Raw genomic sequence first — 12,314 nt, forward strand, 5'->3', positions numbered from 1 at the left:
ATTTTATGCACCGCCTCTCATGCCGGGCCGCTCGCCCGCCTGGCGCCCACGAGCACGAACAGCATGGTCGCGGGCTTGTCGCCGAGGTTGCGCCATGCATGCCGGTTGCCGTGCTGCACCGCCACGTCATGCCGGCGCAGCAGCACCTGCGCACCGTCGTCGAGTTCGAGCGTGATCTCGCCGTCGAGCACGATGTCGTAGTCGATGCTGTCGGTGGTGTGCATGCCCGGGTGGTCGGGCTCGAAGGTCTCGGCCAGGCCCGGCACGAGGCGGCCGGCCTCGGCGCCGAACGCGGCCGCATCGAAGTCGGCGCGCATCATTACTGCGTCGGGCGGGAAGCTGACCATCATGACGCGGGTGCCGCCCGCGGGCGGCGCGAACCCTGCCTCGCCCGTGCGGTCTCTTGCAGTGCCCGCGCCCACGGTGTCGGCGGCCTCCGTCGCCCACAGCAGCGCTGCGCCATGGCCGGGCAGGGTCGTGAACTCGACGCTGCGCGGCGCAACGCCATCCGAGAGCACCCGGGCCTTGCCGTCGGCGCCCGTGCCTGCCACCACGCGTCTGATTTTCATGGCGTGCCTCAGGGGTTGATGACGAAGTTGCTGAAGCCGCCGTTGCGGCTCGCGATGCCGGAGATCGCTTCGTTGATGCGGTCGAGCGGATAGCACACATGCTCGAACACCGAGAGGTCGAGCGTGCCGGCCTCGGCCATGTCGGCCATGTCTTGGCCCTCGCCTGCGGTGAACCAGGCCGAGCCCTCGATGCTCTGCTGCTCGTCCATCATGGTGTGCAGGTCCATGCCCACCATGCCGGCGATGGCGCCGATGTTGAAGGCGCGGCCGCCGCGCTTCAATGCGCGCACGCCCTGCTGGAAGGTTTCATGCGGCGCGCCGGGTCCCAGTGCGTCGATGAAGGTGTCCACGCCGAGGCCGTCGGTGCGGGCCTTGGCCCATGCGTCGATCGCCTCGCCGTCGGCATTGGAAAAGATCTCGATGCGATCGGGTGCCAGCGCCTTGACGCGCTCCAGCAGCTCCCGGTTGCGCCCGGTGCCGAGGATGCGCGTGGCGCCCATGGCCAGCCCGAAGAGCGCGCCGCCGATGCCCAGCGTGCCGCTGATGCCGTTGATCAGCACGCTGCGGCCGGGACCGATCTTCGCCTTGCGCATCGCGGAGTACATGGTGCCCAGGTAGCCGAAGCGCGCTGCCTGGTTGAAGCTCACGTTGTCCGGCAGCTTCACCAGTGCGTACTGCGGCGCGATCATGTATTCGCACAGGCCGCCGTACGGATAGTTCTTGTACAGCTTGAGCGAGTTCTGTGAGAAGCCGAAGTAGCCGCTGAACGCGTAGTGCGTGCAGTTGATGAGATCGCCGTTGCGGCAGGCGCGGCAGCCGCCGCAGTAGAGGCTGGGGTTCACGTAGACGCGGTCGCCCGGCTTCCAGGTGTGCACGTGCGAGCCGACTGCCGTCACCTCGCCCGCCGGGTCCAGCCCGAAGACCGCGGGCAGCGGCGGCAGCGGCAGCTCCGGAAACCAGGTCGTCCAGTTGGCCAGGATGTTGCCCAGGTTGGGCACGATGCCGCAGGCGCGCACCCGCACCTGCACGTCGTTGGCGGCGGGCTGCGGAATCGGCAGCTGCTCGACTTCCATCGGGGCGCCGACCTTGTGCAATCGGGCGGCTTTCATCGTCGTCATGGTGTCTGTCTCCTTGCTGGGGTTGTCTGAACGTCTAATGCACAAATCTCGTTTTATGCATTCTTTTCGTCCAAGCGCCTTGACGCCATCGGGGACAACCCTTGGTGCACGAAACATTGTTTTATGCACAATTCTATCTTCATGCATTCAGAAGACACCATGCTCCAATATCCCGAACCCGTCGACGTGGCCGTCATCGGCTTCGGCCCCGTCGGCGCCACGCTCGCCGCATTGCTGGGCCGGCGCGGCCTGCGCGTCGCGGTCTTCGACAAGTCGGATCAGATCTATCCGCTGCCGCGCGCCTTTGCGCTCGACCACGAGGCGCTGCGCGTGTTCCAGGAGATCGGCATCGCCGGCACGCTGGCGCCGCACATGACGCCCTACCGCCCGACGATCTACCAGGGTAGCGACCGCGAACCCATCCAGCATTTCGACATGGGGCCCTCGCCCTACCCGCTCGCGTGGGCGCCGTCGTACACCTTCAACCAGCCCGCGCTCGAAGCCTCGCTGCGTGAAGCGGTCGGCAAGCTACCCAGTGTGTCGATCCATCTCGGGCACGAAGTGCTGCAGCTGAGCCAGTCGCCGGACCACGCCCTGCTTGCCGTCCGCCGGCCCGACGGCACTGAGGCGCAGGTGCGCGCGCGCTACGTCGTGGGTTGCGACGGCGGCACCAGCCCCACGCGCAAGCAGATGGGCCTGAAGCTCAAGAGCCTCGACTTCGACGAGCCCTGGATCGTGGTCGACATGCACGTCGATGAAGACAAGCTCGACCGCCTGCCCGCCACCAACGTCCAGTACTGCCATCCGTCGCGGCCCTGCACTTACGTTGTCGGCCCCGGCACGCACCGACGCTGGGAGTTCCTTCTGCTGCCCGACGAGGCCGAGCAGCGCGCGCTGCCGCCCGAGTCGATCTGGCAACTGCTCGCCCCCTGGCTCACGCCCGCGGATGCGCGCATCTGGCGCGCGGCGACCTACCGTTTCCACGCGGTGGTGCTCGAGCAATGGCGCAAAGGCCGCGTGCTGCTCGCAGGCGACAGCGCCCACCAGATGCCGCCGTTCCTGGCCCAGGGCATGTGCCAGGGTTTGCGCGATGCCGTCAATCTGGCATGGAAGCTTCAATGGGCGCTCGAGGAACGCGCGCCCGAGAGCCTGCTCGACAGCTACGGCAACGAGCGCGGGCCACAGGTCGAGGAGGTGACGGCAACCGTCAAGCGCCTGGGCCAGATCATCTGCGAGCGCGATCCGGTGCGCGCCGCGGAGCGCGACCGCCGCCTGCGCGACGAGCAAGGCGGCCAGGTGCGCATGCAGCTGCGCCAGAGCCTGCTGCCTGGCGTGCACCATGGACTGATCGACCGCGACGAACCGCCCGCGGGCACGCCCTTTCCACAAGCCATCGGATCGATCGAGGCCGGCGCAGCGCCGCAGATGATGGACGACCTGCTGCCGCACGGCTTCCTGCTCGTGCTGCGCCATGCGCCCGATGCAGCCTTGCTGCGTGTCTTGCGAGAACCGGCGGCAGCCCTGGACGCGCAGCTGCTGTGCATGGATGCCGCAGCCGAATCATCCAGCGTGGCGGCATTGGCCGAAGCCGACGGCATCCTCGCCGCCTGGTTCGAGCGGCACCAGTGCGAGGCCGCGCTCGTGCGGCCGGATCACCTGGTTTACGGCGTGGCGCGCAGCCCCGAAGACATCGACGCCTTGGTGCAGCGCGCCTGCAAAGCACTCGGCACCACGCTGGATCGCAGCGCCACCGCTCTGCAGGAACCCGCATGACCGACACCGAAGCCCTGCTGCTCGAACTGGAGACAGAGCGTTGCGACGCCATGGAGCGCGCCGACTTCGCGCGGTTGCGCGAGATCCTTCATCCGTCGCTCACGCATGTCCATGCCAAGGGTCAGATCGACGACTACGAGAGCTACTTCCGCTCGGGCGGCACGCATGTGGACTACCGGCAGATCGACCGCTCCGAACTGAAGGTGCAGGTGCTCGGCAACACAGCGCTCATGACTGGCCGGCAGTTGCTGGTGGCCGTGCGCAAGGACGGCAGCGGCACCGTGCGCATCGACTCGCGCGTGATGCAGGTCTGGGCCGAACACGAGGGCCGCTGGCGACAGCTGGCGTTCCAGACCACGCCGCTTGCCATGAGCGTGACCTGAACGTCTCGGAAGCGCCCGTCTTCTTCAGGTGCCTGCCGGCTGCCGCTGCATCTCGACCAGCGCGCGCAATGCGGCCAGATAAGACTGCGGACCCAGCCCCTGGACCGTGCCCCTGACGGCCGGCGAGATGATCGAGTGCGCCCGCCAAGCCTCGCGCGCGGCGATGTTCGACATGTGCACCTCGATGACCGGAAACGGCATCGCCTTGATCGCATCGTGCAGCGATACGCCGTGCTGCGTGAGGCCCGCCGGGTTGACGAGCGCACCCTGCGCGTCGTCGATGTGCGTGTGCAGGAAGTCGACCAGGTCGCCTTCGTGGTTCGACTGGATCCTTTCGAGCGTCACGCCGAGTTCACCCGCGAGCGTTTGCAGCCGCGCATCGATCTCGGCCAGCGTGGTGGTGCCATAGATGTGGGGTTCGCGGCGACCGAAAAGGTTGAGGTTGGGGCCGTGCAGGACGAGGATCTTCATGGTCGGACTCGCGTGGCTGAGGCTCATTTGCGGATCCGCGCGATCTCGTCGCCGTAGAGCTTGACCATGGCGGGGTCGTAGCTGGCGGCAAAGCGCTCGACAACGGGCTTTGCGATTTGCCGCATGCGGGCCTGCTCGGCCGGTGCGAGCTCGTTGAATTGCGCGCCCTTGGCCTGGAGCTCGCCCACCGCCCTTTGCGCGGCGGCGCGGCTCACCTGCCGCTGGTAGCCGCGCGATTCGTCCGCAGCCTCGCGCATCATTTTCTGCTCGGTGGGACTCAGCGAGTCCCAGAACTTCTTGCTGACCAGCACGATGTTGGCCGCATACACGTGGTTGGTGGCGCTCACGAACTTCTGCACCTCGAAGAATTTGTTCGAAAGGATCACCGAGTACGGGTTCTCCTGGCCGTCCACCGCCTTCGATTCGAGCGCGCCATACAACTCTGCAAACGGCATCGGCACCGGGTTGGCCTTGAAGGCCTTGAAGGTCTCCAGGAACACGGGATTGGGAATCACGCGGATCTTCAGGCCCTCGAGGTCCTCGGGCTTGGTGATCGGGCGCTTGCTGTTCGTCACGTTGCGAAAGCCCAGGTCCCAGTAGCCGAGCGCGACCAGGCCCTTTTCCGGCAGCTTGGCGATCAGCGCCTGGCCGAGCGGGCCGTCGAGCAGCGCATCGGCCTGTGCAAAGTTGCCGACCGCGAACGGAAAGTCGACCAGGCCGAACTCCTTCACGATGCCCGCAAGCGAGGTGGTGGCCGGCGCCGACATCTGCTGCACGCCGCCCTGCAGCGCCGACTGTTGCTGCATCTCGTTGCCCAGCTGCGAGGCCGGGAACTCCTGCACCTTCATCTTGCCACCGCTCTTGGCCGAGAGCAGTTCGGCGAAGCGCTTCACGCCGAAGCTCACCGGATGGTCGGCATTGTTGAGGTGGCCGAAGCGGATCACCCGCTCCTGCACGTCTTGTGCAAATGCGGGGACGGCCAGTGCAAAGGCCAGGCCGGCGGCGGCCAGTGAACGATGAAGCTTTCTCACGGTGATCTCCAACAACGAGTGATTCAGCGCGATCTTATGAGGAAAATGGAAATCTTTTCCACTAGTGAAAACACTTGGCAAAAGCTAGAGTTGCGCCTGTCCATTCTTCGCACGACATGACCGCCATACTCGAACGCAGCTTCAAGATGCTTGAGCATCTCGCCGGCCACCCGGAAGGCCGTGCCCTCTCCGCGCTCTCGGCCGAGCTCGACATGCCATTGAGCGCCACCCATCGCCTGCTGGGCGAACTGATCCGCTGCGGCTACGTGCGCCAGGACCAGAGCCACGGCGACTACATGCTCACCATCAAGCTCGTGTCCCTGGGCTTGAGCTTCTTGAGCAACAGCGGCATCGTGGACGTGGCGCAGCCGCTGCTCGACCGGCTCGCGGCCGAGGCGGGCGAGCTGGTGCGGCTCGCGGTGGTCGACGGCGACGAGCTCACTTTCGTCGCCAAGGCGCAGGGCGCAACGCGCGGCCTGCGCTACGACCCGGACATGGGCCTGTCGGTGAATCTGTCGTGCAGCTCCGCAGGCCATGCGTGGCTTTCAACCATGACCGACGAGCAGGCGCTGCAGCTCGTCGCCAGGCAAGGATTCGGCAAGCCGGAAGACTACGGCCCGAAGGCGCCCACCAGCGTCAAGGCACTGCTCGCCTACCTGCGTACGGCGCGCAAGCAGGGCTTTGCGATGATCAACGAGGTGTTTGCGCCGGGCATGAGCGCCATGGCCGCGCCCGTGCGCAGCGGCAACGGGGCAGTGATCGGCGTCATCACCATCGCGGGGCCGCTGGTGCGCCTGACGGAAGAACGCATGCGGGAACTGGCGCCGGCCCTGCTCGCGACGGCGCAAGACGTTGCGCAGGCCAGTGGGGCTTCGGCGCTGTTCAAGCGCAGGTCGCTCAGTACTTGATGGTGATCCCGGCCTTCACGCCGTTGTTGGTCTTGCCGTCCGACAGCACGCCGCCCGTGAGCGAGACGTTGCCGCCCGTGCTCGCGCCCAGCGAGTAGGTGGGCCGGGGCGTGGAGGTGTCGGTGCCGATGTAGGTACCGCTGCCGTCGGGCCGTTGGACACCGACGGTGGCGCCCTTGGTGTAGGCCGAGGTTTCGGTGGAATTGACGTTGGGCGCCACGTACAGGGTGCCCTTGTCGTCGCTGTCGACAGGCACTTTCACGGGTTCTGCCATCGCAGCGGCGGCGGCCCACCACGCGGCCGCGCCGAGGCAGGCAAGGATCAGTTTGCTCATCCCCCCAATCCTAGGGGCTGCGCGCACCGGAGCCGGTAGGACACAGGCGATTTGTCACGCCTCGTTGCAATACCAGCGGGGCGCTTGTCTCGTTCTGGAAGGGGCGCACCGCTCATGTGCGCGGGCGGCGCAATTTCTACAGTGACTCCACGGCGAAGCGCCCGAGCCCAACGCGGGGACCGGGCGGCGCTGTCGGCCACATCACTGGGAGACACCTATGGAACCGCTCAACCTGCAGCCAAGAAACCTGACGAACCTGCTGCATGAAGACGCGGGTATGTCATTCATGGAATTCGCCCTGCTTGCTTCGCTCGTGGTGGTCGTGTGCCTGCTCCTGCTGCTTGCGGCGCGGCGCGCCGCCTGAAGCGCGCAATAGAACTTCAAAGGTGAAACCATGAACAGAATATTCCGGACGCTCTGGAACCCCTCGCGCGGCGCCTGGGTGGCCGCACCTGAAATTTCGCGCGGCCATGCACGCTCGGCCAGCACTGGCGGTGGGCCGCGCACGGCCGCATTGGTCAGTCTGCATGCCATTGCCATCGCCGTGCTGTACCTGAGTGCCTCCGCGGCACTGGCCGCCGGCGGCGCGGGCGGCCAACCCGTGAGTACCGCACTGCATGGCGGGGCCGGCGGAAGCGACGGCAGCGGCGGCGCTGGTGCCCTCAACGATGTCAATCTGGGCTCGCGCGGGGGCGACGGCGGATCGTCGACCGAAGCAGGCGTGACGGCAGGTTCCGCCGCCGACATCGGCTCCTTCGCAGGCGCCACCGCGGGCGCGGGCGGTGCGGCGGGAGCCTCGCCTGGCGCCGACGGCGCCGCGGGCGAATCGCATACCGGCGGGTTCGGCGCCGGCAATGGGTATGGCGGCGGAGGCGGCGGCGGGTACTACGGCCTGGCGATGAGTTCCAGCACCACCGCGACCTTCGGGAACTTCACGGGAGGCCGCGGAGGCGCAGGCGGCAACGGCTTCTGGGCGGCCGGCGGTGGCGGCGCAGGCGGCTATGGGTCCATGCTGATTGGCCCCCTGGGCGACTACTTCGCCTCCGGCAACTCCACGGGCGGTGCGGGCGGTAAGGGTGGCGATGCCTATTCGCAAGGCGGTGGCGGCGGCAGCGGCGGCGGCGGGTTCTTCATGCGACCGACTTCGCCGGGATTCAACTTCGGCACCAGCGGCAATATCACCGGGGGTGTGGGCGGAGCCGGCGGCTCCGAGCTGCTGCCGGCCCGATTCAACGCCGCGGGCGGCGGCGGCGGCGCCGGCGGGCACGGCGTCACGCTGGCGGGCAGCGCCGTGACGGTCAACAACTCCGGCCAGATCACCGGCGGCGCCGGTGGCGCGGGCGGTGCCGGCGGCGGCGGAGCGGGCGGCACCGGCGCGCCCGGCGCCGGCGGAGACGGCGGCATCGGGCTTCGGTCCACCGGGGCCGGCGCAACGCTCATCAACGGCGGCACCATTGCCGGTGGAACCGGCGGCGTCGGCGGGGCCAACAGCAACGGCGGCGCAAGCGGTGCCAACGGCGCCGGCGGCGAGGGCGTGATGGGCGCCAACCTCTTCATCACCAACAACGGCACCATTGCCGGCGGGCTGGGCGGCAACGGCGTCACGCGTGCTTCGGCCGTGAAGTTCACCGGCGGCAGCAGCACCCTGACCGTGAATGCGGGCTCATCGCTGGTGGGCGCCATTGCCATCGACAGTGGGGCCATCGCCAGCATCATCGCCGGAGCCGATGGCCTGAGCCTGGCCAATGCCTTGCGGATCGACGGCACGGGCACCATCGACACTCACGGCTACGGCATGACGTGGTCGGGCCCCATCTCGGGCGTCGGCGGGCTCGTGAAGGATGGCGCGGGCACGCTGACGCTCGGCGCAGCCAGCACGTACACGGGCGCCACCAACGTCGCCGCGGGCACCCTGCGCGCGGGCGCAGCCAATACCTTCAGCCACGCCAGCAACTTCACGGTGGCGCCGGGCGCCACGCTCGACTTGGCCGGCCACAGCCAGACCATCGCATCGATGGCCATCGGCGGCACCGTCTCGCTGCTGAGCAGCGTGCCGGGCGCCACGCTCACGGTGCAGGGCCCCTGGGTAGGCAAAGGCGGCACGCTGCGCCTGGGCACGGCCCTCGGCACGAGCAGCAGCCTGAGCGACCGGTTGATCCTGTGCGGGTGCTCGGCCGTCGCGAGCGGCACCACATTCATACAGATCACCAACCTGGGCGGCCTGGGCGCGCTGACCACCGGCAGCGGCATCGAGGTGGTGACCGCGATGGACGGGGCCACCACGACCGCACAGACCACCCGCAGCGCCTTCGTCCTCGCGGGCGGCCACGTCGACGCCGGCGCCTACGAGTACCGCCTGCATGCGGCGGACGCTGCCGGCGCGGGCGAGAACTGGTACCTGCGCTCCGGCATCATCGTCGCGCCGCCGCCGCCACCACCGCCCCCTCCTCCTCCGCCACCGGCTCCCCCAGCGCCATCGGCACCACCGGCGCCCCCTGCACCACCGGCTCCCCCAGCGCCACCGGCACCACCGGCGCCCCCTGCACCGTCGGCACCCCCGGCGTCGCCGGCACCGCCCGCGCCACCGCCGAACGAAGGCGACCCGCTGAGCGGCGATGGCAGCACGCCATCGACCGCAGTCGGCGTGACGGTGCCCACCTACCGAGTCGAAGTGCCGCTGTACGCTGCGCTGCCGGAACAGTTCCGCCAAGCCAACTTGGCCATGGTGGGCAACCTGCACCAGCGCGTGGGCGACGACACGGCCGCCATCACCGCAACAAACGGCCAGGGCTATCGGCAGGCCTGGGCCCGCATCATCCGCATGGACCGCACCATCGGCCAGGCCGGCACCGTGAGCCCCCGCAGCGAAGGGCGACTCACGGGCTTCCAGGCCGGCGCCGACCTGTGGGCCAATCCCAGCTGGCACGTGGGCCTCTACGTGGGCGAGCTCGAAGGCCACATGGGCGTGACCGGCTTTGCCCGCGGCCTGCCGAACTACGCGGTCGGCTCCAGCGAGCTCCGAAGCCAGTACCTGGGTGCCTACGCCACCTGGAAGAACGACAGCGGCCTGTACCTGGACGGTGTGCTGCAGGCCGGGCGCAACCGCTACACCGCATCGACCGCGCTGGGTTCCGCCGGTTCGGGCAAGGGCAACAGCCTGCTGGCCTCGATCGAGGTGGGCCAGGGCTTCCGCATCTCGCCGGACTGGATCGTCGAGCCCCAGCTGCAGCTGGTGCACCAGCGTGTGAGCCTGGACGACGCCAGCATCGTCGGTGCCCTGGTGCAGCAGGACAGCCACAGCGGCTGGCTGGTGCGCGCCGGCGTCCGCGTCAAGGGCGAGATGACCACCAGCGCCGGCCCGCTGCAACCCTATGCGCGGCTGAACCTCTACCGCAGCAGCAGCGGCACGGACGTGACCCGCTTCATCGGTCCGGCGGGCTACACCGACATTGCCACACGCACCGGCGGCACCAGCACCGAGCTGGCCGCGGGCGCCACGCTGCGCCTGACGCCGGGCATGAGCCTCTACGGCGAGGTGGGCAAGCTGTGGGCCTCGGGCGGCGGGGCGCGCGTGAAGAGCGGCCTCAATGCCAGCGTGGGGTTGAAGGTCCGCTGGTGAGGCGCGCCGCCTCCGCCGCTACGACCTTGGCTGCGTCGTCACGGCCGCCGGCGCATCGGGCATTGCCAGCGGGTTGAGCCCCGGCGCTGCGATGCGCGTCAGCGTGTTGCGGTCGGTGTGATGGAAGGGTTCGGCCTGCCCCTGGATCTGCATCACCGTGTCCTGGTCGTAGGACCAGGTGCCGTCGGCATTGATGGTGACGGTGATGTTCCACGCCAGCGTGGTGAAAGCCTTTTCGATGAACGGGTTGGACACGATGCCGTTCATCAGGCTGCCGCGCTCGGCGCTGAGCGTGAAGCGCGTGTCGCCCGCCTTGGCATGGCCGCTGGCCATGGCCACCTGTCCGCGCGGAATGGCCAGGGTGTGCAGCACAGTCTCGGTGGCCGGCTCCCAGAGCCAGTAGCCCACCTGGTCGTGGTACATCTTGGTGAGGCCGGGCTTGTGGATGTAGGTGTGATAGCGCAGGCCATACAGCAGCTGCGGGCCGTTCGTCTGCGGATCGATCGGCTGCAGCTCGTAGCGCTCGACGTAGACCTGTGTTTTCGGGCCTTCGCGCTTGGGCTTGACGTCCACGCCCCTGCTGCCCTCCCAGATGCCGGCCATGGCCCGCAGCGGCCCCAGGTTGGCCAGCGTGTCGGGATCGGCATTGGGCTCGGTGTAGATGTCTTCGGTCGGGTTCATGGTGGGCTGTCGATCGTGGGGATGGCTTCCGATTCTGCTTGAGGGTGATTGCGCCGGTTTTTCAAGCTTGGCCAATCTGGCGAATGGCATGCAAGGACCGCACCGCGCCGCGCGCAGGCCCGAATGCGCCGTAGCGTACGCGCTGGCCGCTCAAGACTTCGACTCTTTCGATCCATGCCTCGGGGGTGGCAATGCCGCCGGGCTCGTAAAGCGGCTGCGCACCTTGCAGCAACTGCGTCAACCGGTGCTGCTGCTCGAGGTCCGTCGCATCGTCGGCCAATGGCAGCGACGCGAGGCAGGCGCCGTCGGCGGTGCGATAGCCCGCACACCAGCGGAAATCTGCGCCCTCCACTGCATCGAGATGGCTTGCCACCAGCCCATGGAGCGGGCCAACCGCGGCGAGCGCATAGCGCAGCAGCATCGCATCGGGATGGCCGCGGCGAAACACGCCTTGCCAGCCTTCGTCGGCGTTGTGCGGTTCGGCCAGCCGCTCGTCGAGCGCGCGGTCGTGTGTGGGCAGCGGCCCGGGGCCGTGACGCGTGATGTAGCTGCGCAGCACGCCCAGGTGCTGCACGGGCGCGTCGATGCCGGCGTCGCGCAGCACGGCTTCGACGGCGGCGGTGGAGATGCTGCTCCAGGTGGTGTGCGGATGAAAACCGCGCCACTCGTCGAGCAGCACGCCCTGCGCGCCTTCGAACAGCACGGTACCGGGGCGCGCGAGGCGCTGGCCGATGGCGTCGGCGCTTGCGGGGGGCGACAGGCGCAGGCACGGCGCCGCCGCGTCGAGCCAGACCTGCGCAAGCGTCGCGTCGCCGAGCAGGGCCAGTTCCTGCGCGGCCTCGGCATGGGGAGGTTCCGCATCTGCGAACTCGCGCTGCAGCGCGATGCGCAGGGCCTCGAGCTTTTCGAGAGCGCGCGCGGGGTGCCGCATGTCGCCGTAGTGCAGGGCCGTGCCGGGCGCGGCCAGCGCCTGCCGCACCGTTTCTCCGACGCCCACGCCACAGCTGCCATGCGCCGCCGCTCCCCTCGCCCATTCGCGCAGGCGGCCCGCGGCTTGGTGGAACGGCGTGGTGACGCGGCAGCGCGCATCGATCAGCAGGCGCGCGAAGGCGTCGGTCACGCCCACGCGGCGCAGCGCTTCTTCCTCGATGCGCAATGCCGTCGGGTGCACCACCACCGGGCTGGCGAGCACGGTCGCCACGCCAGCGTGAAAGCTGCCGGCGCCGAACTGCGAAAAGGTGTGGTGTCGGCCGTCGGCCAGCACCACGTTGTGGCCGGCCTGCGCGCCGCCGTTGAAACGCACTACGGTGTGGGCCTGCAGCTCGCCGCACAGGTGGTCGGTAAAGCGGCCCTTGCCGCAGTCGCCAAAGCCCAGGCCCAGCAGCGAGACGTAGCGCGTCGGGTGTGCCGCGGAGCTCACACGGGCG

12 protein-coding genes are annotated in these 12,314 nt (G+C 68.7%); 5 read left to right on the forward strand and 7 right to left on the reverse strand.

Annotated features, from left to right (window positions below):
* Positions 1–17: 17 nt before the first annotated feature.
* A complete protein-coding gene (locus J2X92_RS03515; RefSeq protein ID WP_307573403.1) occupies positions 18–569 on the reverse strand; it encodes a cupin domain-containing protein in 552 nt (183 codons plus the stop codon).
* Positions 570–577: 8 nt separating this feature from the next.
* Positions 578–1,687, reverse strand: a complete 1,110-nt coding sequence (locus tag J2X92_RS03520) for an alcohol dehydrogenase catalytic domain-containing protein (protein WP_307573404.1) — start codon at positions 1,685–1,687, stop codon at positions 578–580.
* A 159-nt stretch (positions 1,688–1,846) separates the two neighbouring features.
* Between J2X92_RS03520 and J2X92_RS03525 the strand changes: the two genes are divergently transcribed.
* The gene (locus tag J2X92_RS03525) at positions 1,847–3,460 is read left to right on the forward strand and encodes a bifunctional 3-(3-hydroxy-phenyl)propionate/3-hydroxycinnamic acid hydroxylase (RefSeq protein WP_307573406.1); all 1,614 of its coding nucleotides are present in this window, start codon (positions 1,847–1,849) and stop codon (positions 3,458–3,460) included.
* On the forward strand, positions 3,457–3,843 hold the full coding sequence (locus J2X92_RS03530; RefSeq protein WP_307573407.1) for a nuclear transport factor 2 family protein: 387 nt from the start codon (positions 3,457–3,459) through the stop codon (positions 3,841–3,843). The genes J2X92_RS03525 and J2X92_RS03530 overlap by 4 nt, the downstream gene beginning before the upstream one ends.
* Positions 3,844–3,867: 24 nt before the next feature.
* On the opposite strand, the gene J2X92_RS03535 is transcribed toward J2X92_RS03530, so the two are convergent.
* The gene (locus tag J2X92_RS03535; protein WP_307573409.1) at positions 3,868–4,314 is read right to left on the reverse strand and encodes a type II 3-dehydroquinate dehydratase; all 447 of its coding nucleotides are present in this window, start codon (positions 4,312–4,314) and stop codon (positions 3,868–3,870) included.
* 23 nt (positions 4,315–4,337) lie between these two features.
* The gene (locus J2X92_RS03540) at positions 4,338–5,345 is read right to left on the reverse strand and encodes a TRAP transporter substrate-binding protein (protein ID WP_307573411.1); all 1,008 of its coding nucleotides are present in this window, start codon (positions 5,343–5,345) and stop codon (positions 4,338–4,340) included.
* 116 nt (positions 5,346–5,461) lie between these two features.
* On the opposite strand from J2X92_RS03540, the gene J2X92_RS03545 reads away from it, so the two are divergent.
* Positions 5,462–6,253: an IclR family transcriptional regulator gene (locus tag J2X92_RS03545; protein ID WP_307573413.1), complete on the forward strand. Its 792-nt coding sequence runs from the start codon at positions 5,462–5,464 to the stop codon at positions 6,251–6,253.
* Here the strand turns inward: J2X92_RS03545 and J2X92_RS03550 are convergent.
* On the reverse strand, positions 6,243–6,587 hold the full coding sequence (locus tag J2X92_RS03550) for a hypothetical protein (protein ID WP_307573415.1): 345 nt from the start codon (positions 6,585–6,587) through the stop codon (positions 6,243–6,245). The two genes, J2X92_RS03545 and J2X92_RS03550, sit on opposite strands and share 11 nt — an antisense overlap.
* Positions 6,588–6,804: 217 nt before the next feature.
* Between J2X92_RS03550 and J2X92_RS03555 the strand changes: the two genes are divergently transcribed.
* The gene (locus tag J2X92_RS03555; RefSeq protein WP_200934231.1) at positions 6,805–6,951 is read left to right on the forward strand and encodes a hypothetical protein; all 147 of its coding nucleotides are present in this window, start codon (positions 6,805–6,807) and stop codon (positions 6,949–6,951) included.
* Positions 6,952–6,981: 30 nt separating this feature from the next.
* On the forward strand, positions 6,982–10,206 hold the full coding sequence (locus J2X92_RS03560) for an autotransporter outer membrane beta-barrel domain-containing protein (protein ID WP_307573418.1): 3,225 nt from the start codon (positions 6,982–6,984) through the stop codon (positions 10,204–10,206).
* Between the two features lie 18 nt (positions 10,207–10,224).
* Here the strand turns inward: J2X92_RS03560 and J2X92_RS03565 are convergent, their stop codons facing one another.
* Together J2X92_RS03565 and J2X92_RS03570 are read right to left on the reverse strand one after the other, a co-directional pair.
* Positions 10,225–10,887, reverse strand: coding sequence for an FABP family protein (locus tag J2X92_RS03565; RefSeq protein ID WP_307573420.1), 663 nt, complete (start codon positions 10,885–10,887; stop codon positions 10,225–10,227).
* 61 nt (positions 10,888–10,948) lie between these two features.
* The gene (locus J2X92_RS03570) at positions 10,949–12,307 is read right to left on the reverse strand and encodes an adenylosuccinate synthetase (protein WP_307573422.1); all 1,359 of its coding nucleotides are present in this window, start codon (positions 12,305–12,307) and stop codon (positions 10,949–10,951) included.
* Positions 12,308–12,314 lie beyond the last annotated feature (7 nt).

It is taken from the genome of Variovorax paradoxus (assembly GCF_030811855.1).
GTDB lineage: Bacteria > Pseudomonadota > Gammaproteobacteria > Burkholderiales > Burkholderiaceae_C > Variovorax > Variovorax paradoxus_L.

Excerpts from the sequence above, each read along its gene's own strand:
- J2X92_RS03515 (WP_307573403.1), bottom strand. The coding sequence starts at position 569 with ATGAAAATCAGACGCGTGGTGGCAGGCACGGGCGCCGACGGCAAGGCC.
- J2X92_RS03520 (WP_307573404.1), bottom strand. The coding sequence starts at position 1,687 with ATGACGACGATGAAAGCCGCCCGATTGCACAAGGTCGGCGCCCCGATG.
- J2X92_RS03525 (WP_307573406.1), top strand. The coding sequence starts at position 1,847 with ATGCTCCAATATCCCGAACCCGTCGACGTGGCCGTCATCGGCTTCGGC.
- J2X92_RS03530 (WP_307573407.1), top strand. The coding sequence starts at position 3,457 with ATGACCGACACCGAAGCCCTGCTGCTCGAACTGGAGACAGAGCGTTGC.
- J2X92_RS03535 (WP_307573409.1), bottom strand. The coding sequence starts at position 4,314 with ATGAAGATCCTCGTCCTGCACGGCCCCAACCTCAACCTTTTCGGTCGC.
- J2X92_RS03545 (WP_307573413.1), top strand. The coding sequence starts at position 5,462 with ATGACCGCCATACTCGAACGCAGCTTCAAGATGCTTGAGCATCTCGCC.
- J2X92_RS03550 (WP_307573415.1), bottom strand. The coding sequence starts at position 6,587 with ATGAGCAAACTGATCCTTGCCTGCCTCGGCGCGGCCGCGTGGTGGGCC.
- J2X92_RS03555 (WP_200934231.1), top strand. The coding sequence starts at position 6,805 with ATGGAACCGCTCAACCTGCAGCCAAGAAACCTGACGAACCTGCTGCAT.
- J2X92_RS03560 (WP_307573418.1), top strand. The coding sequence starts at position 6,982 with ATGAACAGAATATTCCGGACGCTCTGGAACCCCTCGCGCGGCGCCTGG.
- J2X92_RS03565 (WP_307573420.1), bottom strand. The coding sequence starts at position 10,887 with ATGAACCCGACCGAAGACATCTACACCGAGCCCAATGCCGATCCCGAC.